We start from the raw sequence: 22826 nt of genomic DNA, 5'->3' as shown, positions 1-22826 counted from the left end.
GATGGAAAAGACATTGGATTTAAAATTTACATATACTGAAAAAAAAGATACCCGTTCAGGTTTTGGAGATGGACTATTGGAGGCTGGAAGGAAAAACCCCAATGTGGTTGGTCTCTGCGCAGACTTGATTGGTTCACTCAAGATGGGTGCTTTTCAGAAAGAATTTCCTGATCGATTTTTCCAGGTAGGTATTGCGGAAGCCAATATGATAGGATTAGCTGCGGGAATGACTATCGGTGGAAAAATTCCATTTACAGGCACCTTTGCTAACTTTTCTACTGGGCGGGTTTATGATCAAATCCGTCAATCAGTGGCCTATTCTGATAAAAATGTTAAAATCTGTGCATCTCACGCTGGTTTGACATTGGGAGAAGATGGAGCAACACATCAGATTCTAGAGGATGTAGGAATGATGAGAATGCTTCCTCACATGACCGTAATCAACCCTTGCGATTACAATCAGACCAAAGCTGCTACCTTGGCTTTGGTAGACCATGTCGGACCTGCCTACTTACGATTTGGCCGACCAAGTTGGCCGATCTTTACACCTGCTGACCAAAAGTTTGAAATAGGCAAAGCCTGGAAAATGATAGATGGGAATGACGTGACGATTTTTGCTACCGGACATTTGGTATGGGAAGCTGTGGTCGCAGAAGCAATGCTGAGAGAAGAAGGGATTTCGGCTGAAATCATCAATATCCACACGATCAAACCTTTGGATGAAGCAGCAATTTTAAAATCTGTAGCTAAAACAGGATGTGCTGTGTCTGCTGAAGAACATCAGCTCAACGGAGGCTTGGGAGACAGTATTGCTCAGGTGCTTTCAAGAAATGCCCCTGCCCCACTGGAATATATCGGTGTGAATGATTCCTTTGGTGAATCCGGAACTCCAACTCAGTTATTGGAAAAATATGGGCTGAATGCAGAAAATATCGTAAAAGCTGCCAAAAAAGCAATTAAGCGTAAGTAGCGAACATTACAGACATATTTTAAAAAAACCGTTGTATATTTTCAACGGTTTTTTATTTTAAAAAGCTTGTTTAAATTCATGAACATTTATAATTGAACAATATGAAAATTTACATTTCATTAATCCTCTCCATAGTTTTTTTGGGACTGGAGCTAAATGGCTGCGATGTCCAAAAATCGGCTAATGCTGACCGGGATATTTCAAAGGAGGAAATCAATACCCCAACTAATGTCAATTCTGAGCGATCAACTCAATTTATTCCAGTGTCCGCAAGAACAGAAACCCAATCCAATCAGAAAGAACATAAGGTGGGAGTTTTTTTTATGCCAAGTTGGAATTTATCACCTGATCCCAACGTAGATGTGGACAGTTTCTGGGCATGTCTGACCGGCAAAGAAAATTGCGGTCACTCCAACAATACCGGAGCCTGGGGACCTAAAGGAAGAATTTATAACCGACAATATCCCTATGAAGGGCCTTTTTTGGAAAGAAAGCCTCATCCCAGTCTCAATGGTTTTTATAAAAGAGATGATCCACAATCAGCAAAAAAACAACTGGAATATATGAAGGAATATGGCATCGATTTTTTTGCCTATGACTGGTTTTTTGGCAGGCATTATTATTATCATTTGAATTTTGGCCCTCAATCCAAAATTTATTACCCTGCTGGCTGGAAAAGAGACAATAATAGAGATGGTCGAGTTGCAGTTCCAGGAATAGAGCAATGGACCGACCAATTGGATGTTTTGCTGATGGAAAATCAAAAACTTCCCGAATCCAAACAAATGAAATGGGCAATCAATTGGTGTGATGACAGTGATGAAAGGTGGATGGGATGGCTAGACCTTGGTTCCCCGGCAAGTTTGGCAGCAGGTAGAAATTATAGGGGTGAATCACCTACCAAAGAGCTTTACCTTCAGGTTCATGATAAAATCACTCAAATGTGGATTGACAAATATTTCAAAAGAAAAGACTATTTAAGGGATGAAGACGGTAGGCCTATTGTATATTTTTACTTTCCACAGGATACCGAATCAAGAGCTTCTTTTTATGGAATCACCATGAAAGAATTATTGGACAGGTCCAAAAGTCTTGCCCAAAAGGCAGGTTTGAAAGGAATCAAATTCATCGCTGTGGCTTCCGGAAATATGATGCCCCATGAAATGCCTTATGCTTTGCCGACCAAATGGGAAGCCATTAATCCAAGAGAACCATGGAGAGGTGGTAAATATACAGGGAAAATGCTTTTTCAGGATTACGTGCCAAGATTGAAAGGCATGGGTTTTGAAGGAATGACCACTTATTTGTACCATAGTTTCTATGAAAAGCAAAACAGAAGCTACACTGATATGCGTGAAACATATAAGGGACATTGGGAGAAATGGTCAGAATTATATAAAGATGACAAGAATTTTGAATACCAAGTCCCCGTAGCAATGGGTTGGGACCAAAGACCTGCAGGAGGTACATGGCCTCAACAAACCGGATTTCCGAGTGAACCGGATAAAGACAAAGTAATCAGCAACAAATCTACATTTAAAGCCAAATTATTGGATGCCCAAAAACATTCTGAAAAATATAAAGCTACAAATGGAAATACCGTAATGATTTGTTGTTGGAATGAGTTTTTGGAAGGAAATTATATCATCCCAACCGAAGGGCATGGATTTAGCTATTTGGAGGCAATCAAGGAAGTTTTTGTAAGTAAAAATTGAAAAAGCAAAATAAATTCCATACAAATTATTTAACTTTGAAAGAAATATTTTAAAGACACATATGAAAACAACAATTGCAATTTTCGCTTTGCTTTTAGGTGCATTATTTACAGTTGATGCCCATGCACAAATTCCAAAGGTTCCGGGAATGGATTTACCAACCCAACTATTAGGGGCATTGAACAATGTCGATGGACTTGGTTTAAATGCAGACCAAACTTCAAAGTTGAAAGACAACAATAAAAGTTTTACTGATGACATCTTTAAAGTTTTGAATAGTGCTGCAGGTGATGACGTCAAGAAAAACCAGTTTTTGGACTTGAAAAAAACAAGACAGAATTTCCTTATGGGATTATTAGGTCAACAACTTTTGGGGAATTACAACAAAAAAATCGCAAACCTCATTAAACCATTTAAAAAGCAATTGGGGCTGGCGGCGTTAGCCCTTTAAAACCAAAAGCGATGAAATCCCTTGTGATTTCGTCGCTTTTTTCTTTTAACTTTTAGCCTGCTCTTTTTTTATAATTCAACACTTTTAAATGGAATATTAAATACTTTTCATTCAAAAAAAAACTAAAACAAACTCCCCTCTGATTTGATCATTCTGATTTGACCGATGGGTATTTTAGATAAAAATGCCCTGAGAATATATTTTGAATCGGGATACTGTTTTACCTTTTTAATTTGATCCATTATTTCAGTATCATTCCTAAAGTTTTGGTCCTTAGAAAAAAAACCGTAACCAGAGAAAATACCATTTTCAAAGTATAATGCCACTTCTTCTGAGGCAGACCTTCCTTTGTCTTTTATGATAATATTTCCGGATTGTTGGCGCAAAAGACCAATAAACTCCTTTGCCCTTTTATTGTAGGAAAGACTTTCCTCTTTATCACAACAAGCTCCTTTACACAATCCGATTTTCACATCATAGCATTCATGGGGTACTTTTTGAATTCCACTCAATTTGGGACAAAGTTGGAATTCCTTGATTTTATCCATCAAAAATTTCCATCCCTCTGAATGGTTGTCAAATTGAATCAATGGGAACAAACCCTTGGTTGATTTTCCAATCTGAAACCGGATAAACCCTTGGGAATCCTCATACTGATACAAGCCCCATGAACTGGCCTTGAATTTTTGAGCTTTGTTATATTTTGGCCATAACCTTCTGATTTCCAATAATTCAAATAAATATGCCAAAAATTCACTTCCAGTAACCTCCCAACTTACATCATGAATTTCTGACCTGAGCTTTGTTTTATCAGAATCCTGAGAATTCCCTGAAAAATGCCCTTTAAACCTGCTTCTGATATCCAAAGCTTTCCCCACATAAATCACCTGACCCTTTGCATCATGGAAGTAATATACTCCTGTTGAATTAGGAATCTTAAGGTACTGCTCTTTACTGATATGTGGGGGCAAAAATGCTTCCCCGTTGTTTTTTTTCAAACTACTAAAAACCAATTCCTGACTTTTGGAAAATATCATACCAAAAAGAACCGCTGTAGCCTCTGCATCACCAAATGCCCTGTGTCTGTTTTCAATTTTGATGGATAGCTGTTCGCAAATCCTACCAAGTCCATAAGACCTATAGCCAGGAAAAGCCTTTCTACTTAGTCTAACAGTGCATAATTTTGGAACGTCAAAAGTATATCCATGATTTTTGAATGCCTCCCTGATAAATGAATAATCAAAATTTACATTATGGGCTATAAACACCTTGTCCTTCAAAAACTCAAAAAGTCTATGGGCTATATCCTCGAAAGTTGGTTCATCGGCTACCATCTGTTGGTCTATTCCGGTCAAACCCGTAATAAACCCCGGAATAAATCTCTCAGGATTCAAAAGGGTATGAAACCGATCCACAATTTTGTCTCCATCATGGACAAATGCGGCAATTTCCGTAATCCCACCTTGAGTCGGATTCCCCCCTGTCGTTTCAATATCCACAATTGCAAATAGCATCTTTTCTAATTTCAATTATCAATATTAGCCAATCTCTGAAACTATTGCACAAATTTCAATTCTTATGAGGCAGGAATTGTCGGATAATTTTGTTTCTCAACGGTTTGTTGGACTTAAACCCATTAATAAAAAACCTTTTTTAAATCTTTAAAAAGTTTTCCTGTTGTCCAACTAAATTTAGGGAAATAAGATAAAGTCCTATATAGCTGATTTTGAAGGTTTTTTTATTTGAATTTAAAAAGTACCCCCTACCCAGAAAAGAATAATTGGATTTGAACGTTTTGAAGTTCTTTTTGAAATATACTTTTAAAGTAAGCCTGAGATTATAGCAGAAATTTTTCCAGAATCAGCTTGGTTATGATCATGCGAATATTTTTTCAAACCTCATTAAGACTGCTGTTTTTGGTCCGAACAGCTTAAATCATGCAGATAAAATGATCACTTGTCTTGAGTTTTCTGATCATTTTTGATAGAAAGGTTTAAGAGTCAATTCAGATTTTTAGGATTTTGAAATATAATCCAGTCCGATTTCAATAATTGTTGTTTATAAATGTTTAATTAAATTTGTAGTAGGGGCTAGCTAATTCACGTCTTGGTATTGCGTGGGTTTTAACTTCCAGAAATCATGAAACAATCAAATTCATTTAAATTTATCCTTTTCTCGGCTATTCTTTTTGCTTGTTCAATGACAGGCTGCCAGGAGACAGAATTCCCCAATCTAAAGTGCCGGGTCAAGTCTGTTTCCGGTCCGGTAGATGATGTGGTGGGGAAGTGGAAATTAGTTCAAAGAGAGGATTTTAATATGCAGAGTGGCAAAATTACCCGTACGGACTATTCCTGCAAAAATATCATCTACTATTTTACAAATGATGGAATTGTCAGAGTTGAAAATCATGGAGAACTAGCGCTACTCTTTAAGGACGGGGAGTATGAATATACATTCTCAACAACTCCATTCCATGAAACTATGGAGGGCAATACATTGAAAATGGGGGTATCCTCATGGCCATGTTACATTCAGCCTGGTAATATGGTTCTGGATGCTTCCCCATTAGATGGGGAGATATTAAGATTTGTCAGAGTAGAATAAATAGATTTTGTTGACCCAAATAATGTTACATTTGAGAACAGTTTACCGATTTTGTTTTTTACTTATCTTCTTTTTGTCTTCAATGGCATTTAGTCAATGGAATTTAATGTATGACCAGGTTCAGCTGGCAAAGAAAAGTGGAAAAGCAGAGTTTATTACAGTTCCTCAATTTTTTAAAGAAACTTCAGTTGATAGAGGTGCCTACGGTCGATTTGAAAATCAAGATCATGTTTACTTTCTTGATTTTGATGCCTCTCTGTTAGTTATTTGGGGGAGTCAGTTAGCTTAACAATTCCTCTTCGAGCTCACCATGTGGAACTCGAGCTACTTGCTGTGCTGGAATTTTTTTACTCCCATACAATTATTGGACTTTACCTCCATTTATAAAAACCTTTTTTTGATTCCTTAAAAAGTTTCCTAAATTTCAAAAACTAATTAACTAAAAAACAATCATTGCTTTGAAAAGAAGAGATTTCGTCAGAATGGGCGCTTTGCTGTCAGCAGGTACTATGATTCCTGTCCCTGTCGTGTCAGGTTTGGTCAAATTAGAAAATGATAAACCTTATACCATAGGTATTTTGGGTTATGGAGACCGGGGTTCAGGCTTGCATCAGGTAATGAATTCCATGCCCGACAAATTTCAGGTGAAAGCCATTTGTGACAACCTTCCATTTAGGCTGGACAAAGCAAAAGAGAAATTCCCTACCGGAATCAAGTTCCATTCGGATTACAGAAGTCTGATTGATCAAAAAGATTTGGATGTCATTTTGATTGCCACGCCACTTTATCTTCACTTTGATCATGCCAAGGCTGTGTTGGATTCAGGCAAAGATCTTTTTTTGGAGAAAACCATGACTTTTGATATTGAACAAGCCATTCAGTTGAACCAATTGGCAAGGAAATATCCCAAACAGACTATTCAGGTGGGGCATCAGTACCGGTATTCCCCGCTTTACTTCAAAGTGAAGGAAATGATTGAAAAAGGCTGGTTGGGGAAAGTAACGCAAATCGAAGCACGCTGGGACAGAAACCACAATTGGAGGCGTCCTGTTCCTTCTTCTGATTTGGAAAGACAGATCAACTGGAGAATGTACAAAGAGTATTCGGGAGGTTTGGTAGCAGAACTTCTTTCCCATCAAATTGACTTTATCAACTGGGCATTTGATACTACTCCTACCGAAATTATGGGGACAGGGGGAATCGATTTCTTCAAAGATGGAAGAGAGACCTTTGACAATGTACAAGTGGCCATCCGATATGGTAATTCAGATATGATTGGCAATTTTGGCGCTACCTGCGCCAACCAACATGAAGGATATTCCTTCAAAATCAAAGGAAGTAAAGGCATGGTATCTCTCCTGACAAATGAAGGATTTTTCTATCCCGAACCAGAAAATAAATCCGTTTTGGAACAAGTTGACGGCGTATCCGGTGCCACCAAATTGAATTGGTCTTCAGATAAAAAAGGAGTGAAAATACTGGACAACCCAACAAAGGACGGAAGTTTTTATGCCTTAGAGGATTTTTATAAATGTCTAAATTCAAAAGAACTTCCTAGCTGCAACGTCATCAATGCCGGAAAAACAGCTGTGTCAGTCGCCCTTGCCAACAAATCAATCTATGAAGGGACCAGAGAAAAATGGCAATCAAAGTATGATTTTGGAGTTTAACCAAACACCTTTTCAATCAACTTCTCAGCACATCTCTCACCATCCATAGCAGCAGATACGATTCCTCCGGCATATCCTGCCCCTTCTGCACATGGATATAATCCTTTGATGATAGGATGTTCAAAGCTCTCTTTATCACGTGGGATTCTCACAGGTGAAGATGTTCTGCTTTCCACTCCAATTATCTGTGCATCATTCGTGAGATAGCCTTTCATTTTTTGACCAAAGGCCAACAAACCTTGTTTGAGTCTTTGAGCAATGAAATCAGGAAGAACTTCATACATATCCACGGATAAAAGACCTGGTTGATAGGAGGTCTCCAATAAATCCTTACTGAGCCTTTTTTGAGTAAAATCCGCCATGCGTTGTGCCGGGGCAGTTTGAGACTCCCCTCCCAGCTTCCAGGCCTTCTGTTCCACTTCGGCCTGAAACATCATTGCTGCCAATGGCCCATACTTTTGATATTGGGGCAGGTCCTCCAATTCAACTGCCACTACCATTCCTGAATTGGCAAATTTGCTGTCCCTTCTACTTGGACTCATCCCGTTCACCACTATTTCCCCGGGAGAAGTGGCCGCGGGAACAATAAAACCTCCCGGGCACATACAAAAGGAAAAAACTCCTCTCTGCTTTCCCTCATAAGTTGTCTGATGTACTAATGAATATGAGGACGCAGGCAGATATGGCCCTCTATCCACAGCGCAATGATACTGAATCCGATCGATCAGATTTTGTGCATGTTCTATCCTTACGCCCAATGCAAAGGGTTTGGCTTCAATCAAAATCTTTTTATGATGCAAAAGATGAAAAATATCTCTCGCGGAGTGCCCGGTGGCCAGAATAACACCTTTGCCAAAAATTCTTTCCCCTTCAGCCGTAATTACCCCTTTTATTGCATTGGATTCCAAAATAAAGTCAACCACTTTGGTTTCAAAAAGCACTTGACCACCTGCCTGCAGGATGCTTTCCCGCAATTCTGCCACTAATTTTGGTAGTTTATTGGTTCCTATATGGGGGTGGGCATCTACCAGGATTTCTTCGGTGGCACCATGGGCAACCAAAATTTCCATAATTCTCCGGATGTCTCCACGCTTTTTGGACCTGGTATATAACTTACCATCAGAGTAAGTCCCTGCCCCACCCTCTCCAAAACAATAATTGGATTCAGGATTAACAATATGGTCTTTATTGATGGCTGCGATATCTCTTCTCCTGGACCTGACATCCTTTCCCCGTTCGATAATGATGGGCTTTACACCCAATTCTATCGCCCTCAGAGCAGCAAACAATCCGGCAGGTCCTGCTCCAACAATAATTATGGATTCTTTATTACTGACGTTTTGATAAGCTTTGGGTGAGGTCAAAAATGGCGTGGGCTTTTCTTTGAAAAAGACTTCAGCCGTGACATTGACCTTCACCTGTCTTCCCCTTGCATCAATGGAACGCTTTACCTGCCTTGCTATTATTTCCTGATTTTCAGAAGCTAATCCCAGCCTTTTCAAAACTGTGTTCTGAAAAACTTCCTCATTATAAGCTTCCTCCGGAGTCAATTGTAATTGTAATTCTTTTTTCATGATGTAAGGTATTTATCCTTAAAGTTTTGATATGAGATATGAGACGTGAGACGTGAGATTTTAGACGTGAGAGGCGAGAGCCTAGAGTTTAGAAACAAAGCCTGTCCCGAGTATCGGGGAGCCAAGATGATTATGTTAGATTCTCATCCTTCTTGCAATGGCAGGACAGCGAAAAGGCAAGGGAGAAATCATTAAATTATTCTCTTTCATTTTGATCCAATTCCCAAAATATTTCAATTGAACAATTAACTTCTATCTTCCACCTACACTTCAACCATATAACTGACCCAATCTTGTGTCTTGCGTCTTGGATCTTGTGTCTTGTTTCTTACATCTTGAATCTAAATTTCCTCCCCAAATATTTCCTTCACTACCCAGCCTTTTCCCCAGTCGTTTTTTTCCTCAGTTGTCCATAAATCGGGAAAGAAAATGACTTTTTGAAAACGGGGCGGCAGATATTTTTGCCAGTTGGTACCACCTGTGGCAGCTATATCCACAGGGTCTCTTTGAAGGTATCTGACCGCAGATTTATAATGGGCCAAGGGCCAAAACACATTTGCTTTCAGGTCAAATTCTTTCAACAGTTTCGTCAATTCCTCTTCTTTATCCACACAGGAAAGGTATTTTCTCCAAATGTTTGTGTCTTTATAATTTGCTATAAATTCCTTGAGCCTTTTCCCGTATTTTTTCTCAAATGTTTTTAAAGTCAATGTCTTTTCACCTGTGGCCAATTCCACCGCTCCATGTTGCCAATAAAGATTGTCAAACAAAACATCTACATTCAGCTCATTTTGCATTTTAGCCCTGATATCAATGAAGAGTAATTGCTGCACATCACAGGCGAGAATTTCAATAACACGGTACTGAGCACTTTGAAATCCGCTTGATGGCAATAATGACATACGGAATTTCAGAAACTGTTCCCTTTCCATCCCCTTCCACATGACCGCAAAAGAGGAAATCAATTGATCAAAATACATGTTTACCCTTTCCATTCTGGCCTTAAAAAAAGTAACATCAATGGGGTTCTTTTCGGCTATTTGTTCCAATTCCCAAATGATCAACTTAAAATAAAGCTCTGTAATCTGATGGTAAATAATAAAGATTTTTTCGTCTTTGAAGGAAGTACGGGGCTGTTGCAAGGAAAGCAGAATATCGAGATTGATATAATCCCAATAGGTCATGTAATCAGCATAAAGCAGGCCCTCCAGGTAAGAAGATAAATCCTGACCTGAGGCTTTAAATTTTTCCTGAAGCAGCTCTATTTTGTCTAAAACGTCTTTTGGATATTTGACTTGGCTCATAGTTTAATTTTTTAAGCAAATAGGTAGTATTTTCCCTTGCTTCTTATTTATTTCATGGCTGGAAAACGGCTATTGTGCTGTAAAAATCCATTTAAATTACCAATAAACCAAAAGAGTTATGGACCATACTGCCATTGCACACAAATCACTGAAACAGGATCTTTTTGAAGGAGTGGACTTTTATCAGGTAGATGACCTGTTGACTGAGGAACATAAGTTGATCCGTTCTTCTATCCGGGATTTCGTCAAAAAAGAAATTAGTCCCTATATAGAAGACTGGGCACAACGGGCACATTTTCCTTATGAAATTGTCAAAAAGTTCGGAGATGTCGGCGCATTCGGCCCGCAGATTCCGGAAGAATATGGCGGTGGCGGTCTTGACTATATTGCTTATGGGCTGATAATGCAGGAAGTGGAAAGAGGTGACTCAGGAATGCGCTCTACCGCCTCGGTTCAAGGCTCTTTGGTCATGTACCCTATTTATAAATTCGGTTCTGAGGAACAACGGAAAAAGTATCTTCCAAAACTGGCATCAGGAGAAATGTTGGGTTGTTTTGGCCTGACCGAACCTGACCATGGTTCAAACCCGAGCGGGATGGTTACCAACTTCAAAGACATGGGAGATCATTATCTTTTGAACGGTGCCAAAATGTGGATTTCCAATTCACCCAAAGCGGACATTTCAGTCGTATGGGCAAAAAATGAAAATGGCAGGATTCACGGACTTATTGTGGAAAGAGGCATGGAAGGTTTTTCCACTCCTGAAACCCATGGTAAATGGTCTTTGAGGGCTTCAACTACCGGGGAACTGGTATTTGACAATGTCAAAGTTCCCAAAGAAAATCTTCTTCCGGGAAAATCGGGATTGGGGGCACCGATGATGTGTCTGGATTCTGCTAGATATGGCATTGCCTGGGGAGCTATAGGAGCTGCGATGGACTGTTATGATTCTGCAAGAAGATATGCATTGGAAAGAATTCAGTTTGATAAACCGATCGGTTCCTTCCAATTGATCCAGAAAAAACTGGCAGAAATGCTTACGGAAATCACCAAAGCACAGCTGATCACTTGGAAATTGGGTGTAATGATGAATGAAGGAAAAGCAACTACTCCCCATATTTCTTTGGCCAAAAGAAACAATGTCGCCATGGCCTTGGACATCGCCCGAGAAGCAAGGCAAATTCATGGGGGAATGGGGATTACAGGAGAATATCCTATCATGCGGCATATGATGAACCTCGAATCTGTCGTGACTTATGAGGGCACACATGATATCCACCTGTTGATTTTAGGAAATGAAATTACCGGTATATCGGCATTTAAATAAGGATTGGATTGTTTTCAAAATAAAAAAACAGAGAATTAAATATTAGTTTAAATAAATAACGGTAACCCACTTTAAAACAGAGAGTTACCGAATTTTTTTATTAATTCAATTATAGCCTTTGACAATCCTTTGGATATATTTTCCAATGATATCAAATTCTAAATTGACTTCGTCTCCTTCTTTTAATTCATGAAAATTGGTGTGCTCGTAAGTATAAGGAATGATCGCTACACTGAATTGTCCGTTTTTGGAATTGAAGCAGGTAAGACTCGTGCCATTGATGGTAATTGAACCCTTTTCGACTGTAACGTTTCCAAAAGATGGGTCAAATGAAAAATCGAAAACCCAAGAACCGTCTTTTTCGGTTATTTGCTCTACCCTACCTTTTTGATCTACATGACCCTGTACAATATGACCGTCAAATCTTCCATTTGACGCCATACATCTTTCCAGGTTCACCTTTTTCCCCGGTTTCCAGTTTTTAAGGTTTGTTTTTGTCAAAGTTTCATCAATTGCTGTTACTCTATATGTTTCCTCATTTATTTCAACTACAGTTAAACAGACACCATTGTGGGCAAGAGATTGATCAATTTTAAGCTCATGGGTTATCGGTGAAGCAATTTCAAAATGTACATTGGTCCCTTCCTTTTTAACTTTTTGGATAATACCCAAAGTTTCAATAATTCCTGTAAACATATTCTAAAATCTAATTTCCAACTATTCAGTCAATAAGCTCCAATTTATATTTAAGGCTCAAATTAAGCCAATTTATCCCTTAACTTAGCATTCCAAACAAAAGTTTCACAAACCCCTTACACACCCGATGTTGAAATTAGAGGATAGCTACCGCCATAAAGGTCAGCGAAAGGAATTAGTAAAAACCATTAGAAAAAAAGGTATAAAGGATGAGGCTGTATTAGAAGCTATAAACACCCTTCCGAGACATTTCTTTTTTGATTCTGCCTTGGATTCCCATGCTTACGAGGACAAGGCCTTCCCAATCGGTGAGGGTCAGACTATCTCTCAACCTTATACGGTAGCCTTTCAAACTGAATTGCTTCAGATCAAGCCCGGTGATAAGGTTTTGGAAATCGGGACAGGGTCAGGATATCAGGGTGCTATTTTACACCTATTGGGTGCCGAAGTCTATACCATTGAATATCAAAAGAAACTTTATGACAGGACAAAAAAATTCCTGGCTAAACTTGGAATCCACCTTCATTTCTATTTTGGAGATGGTTCAAAGGGACTCCCTGAAAATTCTCCCTTTGATAAAATTCTGGTAACCGCCGGTGCACCGATAGTACCTCAATCTTTATTGAAACAATTGAAAATCGGAGGTATTTTGGTGATTCCAGTTGGTGATAAAAATACCCAGAAAATGATGCGCCTCACCAAAAAATCCGAAACCAAAATCGTACAGGAGGAATTTGATAATTTTGCCTTTGTACCTTTGCTGGGGGCAGAAGGCTGGAAGTGACAAAATATTATATTGATTCAGTGTAAATTTTTCTTTTCAGCCAAATTTATTTTTGTAATTTTACTGAAAATTTAGTTTTTATGGCAAAGAAAAAATTAGCGAGATTATCAGAGGTGATTATGACCGAAATGGTTTTGCCAAATGATACCAATACACTCAACAATCTAATGGGTGGGAAATTGATGCATTGGATGGATGTAGTTGCGGCTATTGCTGCCCAAAAACACTCCAATAGGATAGTGGTAACTGCTGCGGCTGACAGCATATCATTCAAACACCCTATTGCGCTGGGTAATGTAGTTACTTTAAAATCCAGGGTTACGCGTGCTTTTAATTCTTCCATGGAGGTGTTCATTGAAGTATGGGCAGAAGACATTCCTGCCAATAAAAAGATATTGACGCACAGGGCCTTTTTTACTTTTGTTGCTGTTGATCAAAATGGAAGACCTATTGAAGTTCCTGAAGTCGAACCCAGCACCCCAGAAGAAACGGAGCTATTTGAAGGAGCTTTAAGAAGAAGACAATTAAGATTGATATTGTCCAAAAGGATGGATCCCAAGGATGCTGTAGAGCTTAGATCTATTTTCGACTTGGATAAAGAAAAGGAATAAATTGGTAGAGTCACCTAAATCAGGAAAATCTGAACTTCAATATTTGAATAGTTTCATTTCGACTTGAAAATTAAATTATTAACTGAAATACCTAATATTAAGTCCTTGAGTTGGTTGATTTAAAGTTTATAAGTTATAGTTGCTTTCTTGTATTCCCACAATTTTTTAATCAATTTAGGCATATGGAAAATTTGAGTATTCATCATTTGGCAATGTTTATGCCCGAAGAGATTTATATGATTTCGGGAGAAAATAATTTATGGACTGAAGCTGGTAAAAAGGCTATTCCCTACAAAGAAAATTCCTCATCCCCATCTCCAATTGAAGAAGATACTTCGGAAGAAACTGTCTCTATCGAATTTGATGGGGGATTTGAGAAAGGTGTTATGATTATTTACAGGGGAAGTTCCCTAACTCAGGATTTACAGGAATTATTGTTTAAAATTCTTCAGGCAGTGGGTTGTTCATTGAAAGATGTGGCTCTTGTTTCGTCCCAAATATTGGAGGCTTCTGCGACTGATGCCATCACGTCGATGAATCCGTGCAAAATTATAGTTTTTGGAACGGTACGTAACGATATCATGAGCTATCATAAATCAAATTACGAAATAGAAAATGAGGATGGAACCGAGTATCTTTTTGCGGATGATCTGAAAATCATTTCCGAAAACAAAGAATTAAAAAAATCTCTCTGGAATGAACTTCAGGTTCTTTTTAACATCACCAAAAAACACAAATGACCGCTATGGAAGCAAAAGTAAAATGGCTAAAAAGATTCAGGTATATCAGTATAGTGGAAGGTATTTCATTTCTGGTTTTGCTGTTTATCGCCATGCCGTTAAAATACATGATGGATATACCACTTGCAGTAACCTATGTAGGTTGGGCCCATGGATTGCTTTTTATCATTTATATTTATATAGTGTTCCCCACAGCAAGAAAACTATCTTGGAATTTCAGTAAAACCCTATTTGCGTTGATTGCATCCGTGCTGCCATTTGGGCCATTTATTTTCGACAAATATTTGACCAAAGAAGAAAAAGAAATGGCAACTTCTTGAAAATCTGTTGGATATGGCCCTGATCAGCAAAAAGAAAATCATCTATCCTATCAGTGATGGTCTAAGAATTTTTCTTCAAAAATATGGACGGGAAGTTGACTTTCCCATATATTATTCAGATCTACGCAGATATACCGGTTCTATTCCTTTATATGATTCCAAAGGAAATGATACTCTTTGGGAAACTGTTTTTTACGCTGAATCAGATAGAGATGAAATCCATTTCAATGTCAAGAAGATTTACTCGCAACTGAAAGCAGAGGGAGACATGTCAGTCATGAAGCACCTTTATGTAGACAGGATTGATCTTTGCGTATATGGAAACACACAACCATTCAGGGTTAGGATAGTAAACAAAATCAATGATAACTTTGACTATTTCTATGTCAAAATCGCCGATGCTTCAAGAGTCTATGGATTGGAATTGGAACATTTGCTTTCACCCAACAGAATCAGTTACCTGGTAAAGGACAATACACTGATTGAGGAACATATTGCAGGTATTCCCGGGGAGCAATTTATGCGTCAACATATCAATGACCCTCTGCTCAACCCGATACGTCTGGCAAAGGAATTTGTGAAATTCAATGAAAGATGTTTTGTGAGATTACTTGGAGACATGCATTCATCCAATTTTGTGGTAGTGGTCACTCCTGATTTTGAGGAGACACATTATCGGATCAGAGCAATAGACTTTGATCAACAATCTTACGAAGGCAAAAAGTCGATTTACCTTCCCCAGTATTTCAAGCAAAACAATGCTCTGATCAAAATGGGGATAAAATATATTACCTCTGAGTCAATGGCCCAATACCAAAAAGAAGAGAGGGCACTGATTGCCACAAGATTAAAAACCTCGACCATAGAAATCGAAGATTTGCTGACCTGCATGGAAAATGACAAGATTTCTACCCAGGAAAATATAGACTCCCTCAAGCGGGATTTGGCCAAACATTATAAAAATGAAAAGTTTTTAAACTGCACCAATATGGGACAAATTCTGCGTCAAAGCTTGGAGCAGGTATTGAAAAAATGAAGATTATCAGGAATTAGGATTTCCAACGATTAAAGATAGAATCCGGAAGAATTTCTTCACCTCTTAAAGTCCAAATTGATGGCATCTATCATTTCCACCCTTCGGCCCATTTTTTTCTGGATAACTTTAAAATGGTGTTCTTCTTCCTCAGAAACCAATGAAATAGCCTCTCCTTCACTTCCAGCCCTCCCTGTCCTGCCAATCCTATGAATATAATCTTTTGGAGATCGGGGCAATTCATAATTGATGACATGGGGCAAAAACTTGATATCTATTCCTCTTGCAGCCAAATCTGTGGCAACAAGAACCCTTATTTTACCTGTTTTGAATTTGGTCAATGCATCTGTCCTGGCCCCTTGACTTTTATCACCATGAAATGCCATAGCTTCAATTCCATGTTTTTTGAGTTTGTTGGCGACATTATCTGCTGTCCGTATCGATGATGCAAATACCAAAACCTGTTGCCAATTTCCTTCTTGGATCAAATGTCGGAGCAAGGGTCCTTTATAATCCATTGGCACCAAATAAGCAGATTGTAAAATAAGTTCCGGTGCAATTTTATCCTGTTCGATTTCGATTTTCACAGGATTGTGAAGAAGCCTGTTGATCAATTCCTCCACGGATTCCTCCATGGTTGCGGAGAAAAGTATGTTCTGCCTTTTTTTGGGAAGCCTTGAAAGGATTTCATCCACCTCCAATTTAAAGCCTAGATTCAAAACCTTATCCGCTTCATCGAGGACCAATATCTGTAGTTTATCCAGCTGAATGGAATTCCGGGCTACCAAGTCCAATAACCTTCCCGGAGTGGCCACTAAAATCTCCGTTCCATGGAGATTCATCATTTGGGGATTGATGGAAACGCCACCAAAAACCGCCATGGTTTTAATCCTTCTAGGCAAAAACTCAGAAAAAACCTTCACTACTTCCTGGACTTGGGCAGCAAGTTCCCTGGTAGGCACAATCACCAAAACCGGGATGTTCCTGTTTTGAGGAACTTCTTTCTCCAAAAGCATTTGAAGAATCGGTAGTACATAAGAAGCTGTTTTTCCCGAACCTGTGGGGGCAATGCCCAACAGATCTTTTTTCTGAAGGATAGCCGGAATGGCCTCTAACTGTATAGGATAAGGACTATCATATTTGGCTTTGCTGATAGCCGCCAATAATTTTTCTGATAACCCAAGTGAATCAAATGTCATGCAATCTTATTTTGGACAAAGGTAGGCTTAAATGGCTATTTATTTGGCCTCTGAAGATATCTTCTTCAAACTCATCAAATACTCGACCAAATCAACCATTTCCTGAGCAGTCATACTTCTTTCCAAGCCTGCCGGCATCATGGAGTTTTCCATTTGTTCAATAGAGGCAATATCTGATGTTTTGAGGTTGACTGAGGTACCACCAGGCATTTTCAATTCCAAATCGGTTTCAGTTCGACTACTGATAATTCCGCCATAAGTGTTACCGTCTTTGGTTTTTAAAATTTGACCCTCATATCCAAAACTGATGCCAGCATCGGGATGGATGATGGCAATGTATTGCGCCTCCTTGGATAGCTTACTTCCAATCTCAGTCAATTTGGGCCCGAAATCCATACCCTCCTCTCCTACTTGATGACATATGGCGCAGCTATTTTTAAAAACTGATTTACCATTTTCTACCATTCCTGACATAGCCAACAGGTCATTCATAGGCGGAAGGTTACTATCTTCCCCATTTTCCAAATAAGTGGCAGCTTCCTGCCTCACTGTCCTTCTCCAAGCCCTACTTAAACCATTCACCGCAGAAGCCTTTAGATTGTCCGGAAATTTTTCTTCCCTCAATAGGTCCAAAACCCTTTCTTCCCCTGAATAACTTGCACCCATAGCTGAAGCAGCTTCCCTTCTGACATTGATAGAACGGTTTGCATCAAAAGCTACATTCTCCAAAAGTGCTATGGATTCATTCGAACCAATACCCCTGAGCGAGGCCATCATATCAATGACTACTTTATCCTCCTTACTTTGTAATTTTCCGACTATTAAATTCTTTCCTCCTAGTTGCATCAAAGTAGAGGCTGCATTTCTGCCCAGGTTATTCCCACTGTTTTGGATCGCCAAATCCAGGAGTTTGGTATTGTATTCATTCAAACTAAATTTACTGACCAAATCCACAAACTCCTGTTTTCCTTCAGACTCGGCAATCAATTCCTTTAGGGCAGCCATAGCCACAGGTGACCTTTTGGTATATTGGGGATCCAAATGGGCAATGACCAATCTGTTGATCTCTTGTTGATCAGCTTCTTTATTGTTCAGCATATTGATCAATGCTTTGGATTTACCTTCCACATCGGGATTGAAGTCAAATGCCCTGAAATACCTCAACCTATCTTCCAAAGGTTCATCCTGGCCAACCGCCAAGGAAGCCAACATCGGTATTGAGTTTCCAGTCCTCGCTCTCCAAATGATATCCTGATTTGCCTTTTTATTTAAATCTGCCTCCACTATTGCATCTTTCCAAGCTGCAAAGTAGGTGTCCCATTGGCTATGGGCGCCTATACCAAGAGCCTCGAGGTACCACCGGTCTTCTCCGTCATGTTGCACGGCAAGCTTTGCCCATAACCCAGGGGCCTCAGGAGAAGGGTGAAAGCGAAGTGCAATAGCAGCTTCCCTCCTGACTTGTGGGTCATTGTTTTCTGATAATTTGGTTATGATTGGAATCAGATCCAAATCAAGTTGCCGTGCTGCCCTTAGACCTGCTATCTGAATATCCGGGTTGGAATCTGCGATAGCCAAGTCAACATATTTTTGTCCTTTCCCTTCCATTTTGGCCAATACCCAAAAAGCCCTCGCCCTCATTCTTGGGTTTTCATGGCTTGCAAACATTTCAGCCAATTCTTTTTCTGCCTGAGCACCAAAGCCTTGAAGAGCCATCCAAGCCTGATACCTCCAGGAAAGGTTTGGATTCTGTAATGCTTCTAAAGTCCCTTTAACTTTATTTAAATTATAATTAGGGATTTTGTAACGGGTTCTAGGAGGCGCCAACCTGAATATTCTTCCGCGATTCAAATCACCCACCTGATGACCACCTACTCCCGGGTCATACCAATCGGCTACAAATAGAGAACCATCCGGTGCTATACAGACATCCGAAGGGCGGAACCATTGGTTCTTGTCACCAACCATAATGTTGACCATTTCTGCCGTATAGCCAGCGCCATCCTTTTTGACTGGATAGGCTCTTACGACATTTGGACCTGCATCGGCGTGGATCATTTGATCCCAAAATACCTCAGGAAGCAACCTCCCTTCATACACCAAAATACCGGTAGGTGACCCTGCTCCGGTTTGCAACAAATTAGGTACAACACCAGGGTCATTCAAATGCCAATGCTGATGGGGAATCTCTTTTTCTTTGTTGGTCCTGTTTGCAGACCAACTCGCATTGGTCATTTCATCCTTATATCCATAATTACCGAACTCCATGACATAGTTGATCCTTACACCTTTGTTGCCATCATCATCATTGTCCGATTGCCAAAGGGTACCATAAGAATCCACAGCCACCTCATAATTGTTCCTGAAATTCTGCCCTAAAACCTCAATGTTTGTAAAGTCTGTATTGCTCCTGAAAACCAAACCTTGTTTGAAATTGTCAGTATTGATCTCCAAGCCATGGATATCCTTAATCACCTGATTGTTTTTATCCCTCAATTGAGCGCCTGAATTTCCAAAGTTGAAATAAAACTTCCCATCCGGTCCGAAGACAAAACTGTGCATGCCATGGTCGTGTTGCTCTCCCGATATTCCCTGAAAAATGATTTCCTTTTTATCTGCCTTATCATCCCCATCAGTATCGGTCAGCATCCACACATAAGGACTTTGCGAAACAATCGCCTGATTGCCCATTACCCATATACCCAAGGGGGCATTGATTTCGGGTCCCTGATAAAATACCGTGCTTTTATCCTGAACACCGTCACCATTGGTGTCTTCCAAAATCACTATCCTATCCCCTTCAGGTTTGATTTCATTTCCGGTAATCTCGGGTCGATAATTATAAGCTTCCAGCACCCAAACTCTGCCCTTATGGTCAATATCAATATTTGTCGGATTGGTGATGGTGGGTTCCGAGGCAAAAAGTTTAGCCTCCAAACCCTCAGTAATACTTATTCCAGAAAGGGCAAATTCAGGTAAATGTCTTTGTTCATCTGTCAAAGTATCAAAATCAGGAATAATGACAGGTTGGTTGCAGGAGTAGAAAAAGAAAAACCCAGCCGTCAACATAGGCAGGAGAATCAGTTTAACAGGTTTTTTCATAATAGGTTATTTTGAGAAATTTGGGCAGTAATCAATGACTAAAGTTAATACACTTTGTTGCAATAGATTGTGGAAGCGTAAAAAAAATAAGCTTTTCAATTACTCTTTTGAAGGCAGGTTGAAGTCTCACCTGCATGGCCTGATGGTGTGAATACCCTCACCTTGATATTGCCTTCTATCGGCATTGGGGCAGAATATTCTGGAGAATTCATATCTGGTTCAGTTCCGTTTCTGGTGTATCTTACTAAGAGACCTGGAGTCTCAACATTGACATGCATCAATCCATCTTGGACAAAGGTGCCTGGTTTCGGTAATCTGACATTGAATCCTCCAAACAAATAGTCCAACCTTGGGATTTCCCGCTGACCGACAGCATTTGCAAATTTATTCCAATCCTTCTCCCTCGCCGCTTTCCTTTTTTCAGTGTTTTCAATGGAGGTCCAATTTGGGTCAACTGCCCATGCCCTTTCTACCAACCCTAACATTTTTGGCAAGAGGTAATATTCCATCATGTCCTGCCCTTTGACCGTTTCTGTCCAAAGTTGTCCCTGAATTCCTTTGATATTTTTTGAGCCTTGTGCGCTAAGCTTAACTTTTCCTTTCGCCAGTTCATCAGCATCTATAGGCCTTCCATACATATCCTTTTCATTTGAAATAAAATGATTTAAAGGTACAGTTCTCCAAGCTGTTTCCAGGTCAACATACCCAGACCACTGATGTCCGGGCTCGTCCGGGTCCATATTGTAGGCAAGGTCAAAATAAATATTGGAGGAATTGCAGACAATCACCTCGTAACCGGCATTGGCCAGCTGATAGGCCATGTCCTCTCCACCCCAACCTGCAACAGAATTCCAAGCGTAAACCCTGAAGTTTTTGTCAGCAAATTCAGGATTTGGTCTTGAAACTTCCTGACCATTTTCCATTTCAGACTTTTGACCAATTTCCTCCCATCCTGCAACTTGCAGCCCCCTATCTTTAAAAATCTTATTTACTCTTTTATAAAAATAATTTGTCAAATCTTCAATGCTATTTAAGTCTTCCTGCTTGGAGATAAACTCAGCACAAGTTGGAGACGCCGTCCAAGCCCCATGTGGCACTTCATCGCCACCGGTATGGAAAGTATTCAGCGGTACTCCCGCAGACTGATATCTTGCTATCATTTCATCAACTATTTTTTCATAAAAATTGTAAGTTGATTCCTGACAGATGCACATGGTATTGCCTCGAAAATTCTGTGCTGAAAGATACTCGGAGGTATCCTCAAAATCCTCCAAGAGAAACTCCATTGCAGCAGCCATGTCATTTTCTTTTTTGTCATGGTAGCGTTTTCGCATAGCAATAATAGCAGCTCTGGAATGTCCGGGGACTCCCAATTCAGGGATCACTTCAATATGCCTTTCATGGGCGTATTTCAGTATCTCTTCAAAATCAGATACGGTGTAGTAACCGGTCCCAGTTGGTGAATTGTCAACATTAGGACCTGAACCATAATATGGCCAAAGGAAGTTTTTCTCATCCCTTGAAAATCCTCTCTTGCTTCCCACATCGGTCAATTCCGGTAAGCCCGGAATTTCAATTCTCCAACCTTCATCATTAGCCAAGTTTAAATGAAAAACATTCAATTTATAAAAAGCCATCAAATCCAGGAGCTTCAAGACAGCTTCTTTGGTCTGGAAATTCCTAGCCACATCCAGAAAAAGTCCCCGGTACGCAAAACGGGGTTCATCTTCAATTTTCAGTTGAGGGAAAACCAAGCGGGATTGGGCTTCTCGGAAATGATCAACAGGTAATAATGCCAATAAGGACTGTACAGCATAAAAAACACCTTTGGGATGATTGGCCTGGATTTGGATTTTATCTGAGATATCCAATTGATATCCTTCTATATTTTTAATAGATGGATTTTTTTTGATCTGGATTTTTGCATCATTTGTTGAATTGGAAGTAATCTGTCCTAGGTATTTAGATTTCAAGCTATTGATCAAAAATTCAGCTTCACTTGAAAAGTCAGAGTCAAATGATATTTCAATATCTCCTTCAACCTGTAATTCACCCTCACTCCATTCTAAACTTTTGGGTGAGGGAATGATGGGAGAAAATTCCCTTTGGGCCAATAATGTAAGCTCTTTTGATTGTTCAAATAAATTATTGCCGATAGGAATAGGAAGCGGAGTACCCTCCGCCATTTTATACAGCTCCCTTAGACTGAATTCTTTGACCCTATAATTTTCTATTTGATGACCTTTTTCTTCATCACCAAAGACCATAAAAACACCATGGGGTGCATGGCTGTTTTTCACAATGAAATTATCAGATTGATAGGAAAACGAATAGTTTTGACCCGGTTCTAATACCGGAAAATCCATTGCGGGTTTTATTCTAAAAAAATCCCCTGATAAATGTTCCATTATAATATTTTCATCTAAACTCGTTGGTTTTACAGATAGAAATATGGTATTGAAGTAAATCTCCCAATCTGGATTTAAAGAAGTTTTTGAATTATTGGTAAGGCTAAACTTTGCAGTGTGGCTTTGATTGGGCATTGCGATATTTTCTTCCAATTCCCAACTTAGGAGTACATCATCTACATTGATTTCATTTTGGGTGGATTGGCAGGAAAACCAAAGAAGAAATAAGGGCAGGAAAAATAAACGATAAGTCATAATTTATAGCTTTAGACCTCAATATAATATTTTATGATTTTTTAAAAAAAATTAAAAGATCCAAGA

At 39.4% G+C, this 22826-nt stretch carries 19 protein-coding genes; 12 read left to right on the top strand and 7 right to left on the bottom strand.

The genetic code is table 11. The features are described 5' to 3' along the window. The first annotated feature begins 1 nt into the window (after position 1). The 3 genes from B9A52_RS16170 (at position 2) to B9A52_RS16160 (ending at position 3136) form a co-directional block, all read left to right on the top strand. Positions 2 to 970, top strand: coding sequence for a transketolase family protein (locus B9A52_RS16170; protein ID WP_084121459.1), 969 nt, complete (start codon positions 2 to 4; stop codon positions 968 to 970). A 101-nt stretch (positions 971 to 1071) separates the two neighbouring features. After that, a complete protein-coding gene (locus B9A52_RS16165; protein ID WP_084121458.1) occupies positions 1072 to 2685 on the top strand; it encodes a glycoside hydrolase family 99-like domain-containing protein in 1614 nt (537 codons plus the stop codon). Between the two features lie 61 nt (positions 2686 to 2746). Next, on the top strand, positions 2747 to 3136 hold the full coding sequence (locus B9A52_RS16160) for a hypothetical protein (RefSeq protein ID WP_084121457.1): 390 nt from the start codon (positions 2747 to 2749) through the stop codon (positions 3134 to 3136). A gap of 122 nt (positions 3137 to 3258) precedes the next feature. Here the strand turns inward: B9A52_RS16160 and B9A52_RS16155 are convergent, their stop codons facing one another. Next, entirely contained in the window at positions 3259 to 4650 is a 1392-nt protein-coding gene (locus B9A52_RS16155) for an exonuclease domain-containing protein (protein WP_084121456.1), read from the bottom strand. Between the two features lie 625 nt (positions 4651 to 5275). On the opposite strand from B9A52_RS16155, the gene B9A52_RS16150 reads away from it, so the two are divergent. From B9A52_RS16150 to B9A52_RS16140, 3 genes are all read left to right on the top strand, one after another. Continuing rightward, positions 5276 to 5740 carry a hypothetical protein gene (locus tag B9A52_RS16150; protein WP_084121455.1) on the top strand — a complete coding sequence of 155 codons (465 nt, stop codon included), beginning with the start codon at positions 5276 to 5278 and terminating at the stop codon, positions 5738 to 5740. 31 nt (positions 5741 to 5771) lie between these two features. Next, positions 5772 to 6029 carry a hypothetical protein gene (locus B9A52_RS16145; RefSeq protein ID WP_172805227.1) on the top strand — a complete coding sequence of 86 codons (258 nt, stop codon included), beginning with the start codon at positions 5772 to 5774 and terminating at the stop codon, positions 6027 to 6029. Positions 6030 to 6198: 169 nt separating this feature from the next. Beyond that, entirely contained in the window at positions 6199 to 7410 is a 1212-nt protein-coding gene (locus B9A52_RS16140) for a Gfo/Idh/MocA family protein (RefSeq protein ID WP_084121453.1), read from the top strand. Here the strand turns inward: B9A52_RS16140 and B9A52_RS16135 are convergent. Continuing rightward, positions 7407 to 8984, bottom strand: a complete 1578-nt coding sequence (locus B9A52_RS16135) for an NAD(P)/FAD-dependent oxidoreductase (protein WP_084121452.1) — start codon at positions 8982 to 8984, stop codon at positions 7407 to 7409. The genes B9A52_RS16140 and B9A52_RS16135 overlap by 4 nt on opposite strands. Before the next feature lie 341 nt (positions 8985 to 9325). Beyond that, positions 9326 to 10288: a tryptophan 2,3-dioxygenase family protein gene (locus B9A52_RS16130; protein ID WP_084121451.1), complete on the bottom strand. Its 963-nt coding sequence runs from the start codon at positions 10286 to 10288 to the stop codon at positions 9326 to 9328. A gap of 118 nt (positions 10289 to 10406) precedes the next feature. Between B9A52_RS16130 and B9A52_RS16125 the strand changes: the two genes are divergently transcribed. Further along, positions 10407 to 11615, top strand: a complete 1209-nt coding sequence (locus B9A52_RS16125; protein ID WP_084121450.1) for an acyl-CoA dehydrogenase family protein — start codon at positions 10407 to 10409, stop codon at positions 11613 to 11615. A 105-nt stretch (positions 11616 to 11720) separates the two neighbouring features. Here B9A52_RS16125 and B9A52_RS16120 read toward each other — a convergent pair whose 3' ends face one another. Further along, positions 11721 to 12311: a riboflavin synthase gene (locus B9A52_RS16120; RefSeq protein ID WP_084121449.1), complete on the bottom strand. Its 591-nt coding sequence runs from the start codon at positions 12309 to 12311 to the stop codon at positions 11721 to 11723. A gap of 127 nt (positions 12312 to 12438) precedes the next feature. Here B9A52_RS16120 and B9A52_RS16115 point away from each other — a divergent pair, with 127 nt between their 5' ends. The 5 genes from B9A52_RS16115 (at position 12439) to B9A52_RS16095 (ending at position 15802) form a co-directional block, all read left to right on the top strand. Beyond that, complete coding sequence (locus tag B9A52_RS16115; RefSeq protein ID WP_084121448.1) at positions 12439 to 13095, top strand: protein-L-isoaspartate(D-aspartate) O-methyltransferase; 657 nt, start codon at positions 12439 to 12441, stop codon at positions 13093 to 13095. A gap of 80 nt (positions 13096 to 13175) precedes the next feature. Then, a complete protein-coding gene (locus B9A52_RS16110) occupies positions 13176 to 13706 on the top strand; it encodes an acyl-CoA thioesterase (protein ID WP_084121447.1) in 531 nt (176 codons plus the stop codon). Positions 13707 to 13888: 182 nt separating this feature from the next. Continuing rightward, positions 13889 to 14446, top strand: coding sequence for a hypothetical protein (locus tag B9A52_RS16105; RefSeq protein ID WP_084121446.1), 558 nt, complete (start codon positions 13889 to 13891; stop codon positions 14444 to 14446). A gap of 5 nt (positions 14447 to 14451) precedes the next feature. Next, complete coding sequence (locus B9A52_RS16100; RefSeq protein ID WP_394334855.1) at positions 14452 to 14766, top strand: DUF3817 domain-containing protein; 315 nt, start codon at positions 14452 to 14454, stop codon at positions 14764 to 14766. 13 nt (positions 14767 to 14779) lie between these two features. Next, complete coding sequence (locus tag B9A52_RS16095; protein ID WP_084121444.1) at positions 14780 to 15802, top strand: protein kinase family protein; 1023 nt, start codon at positions 14780 to 14782, stop codon at positions 15800 to 15802. 56 nt (positions 15803 to 15858) lie between these two features. Here the strand turns inward: B9A52_RS16095 and B9A52_RS16090 are convergent, their stop codons facing one another. The 3 genes from B9A52_RS16090 to B9A52_RS16080 all read right to left on the bottom strand — a co-directional run bounded on the left by B9A52_RS16090 (position 15859) and on the right by B9A52_RS16080 (position 22760). Further along, a complete protein-coding gene (locus tag B9A52_RS16090; protein ID WP_084121443.1) occupies positions 15859 to 16998 on the bottom strand; it encodes a DEAD/DEAH box helicase in 1140 nt (379 codons plus the stop codon). A gap of 39 nt (positions 16999 to 17037) precedes the next feature. After that, the gene (locus B9A52_RS16085) at positions 17038 to 20097 is read right to left on the bottom strand and encodes a PVC-type heme-binding CxxCH protein (protein ID WP_084121442.1); all 3060 of its coding nucleotides are present in this window, start codon (positions 20095 to 20097) and stop codon (positions 17038 to 17040) included. A gap of 95 nt (positions 20098 to 20192) precedes the next feature. Next, positions 20193 to 22760 (bottom strand): family 20 glycosylhydrolase, encoded by a 2568-nt coding sequence (locus tag B9A52_RS16080; protein WP_084121441.1) that lies wholly within the window; start codon positions 22758 to 22760, stop codon positions 20193 to 20195. Positions 22761 to 22826 lie beyond the last annotated feature (66 nt).

The sequence above is a fragment of the Aquiflexum balticum DSM 16537 genome (assembly GCF_900176595.1).
GTDB classification, from domain to species: Bacteria; Bacteroidota; Bacteroidia; order Cytophagales; family Cyclobacteriaceae; genus Aquiflexum; species Aquiflexum balticum.
The sequence above is the reverse complement of the archived record's forward strand: the minus strand, read 5'-3'. Positions and strand labels throughout refer to the sequence as shown.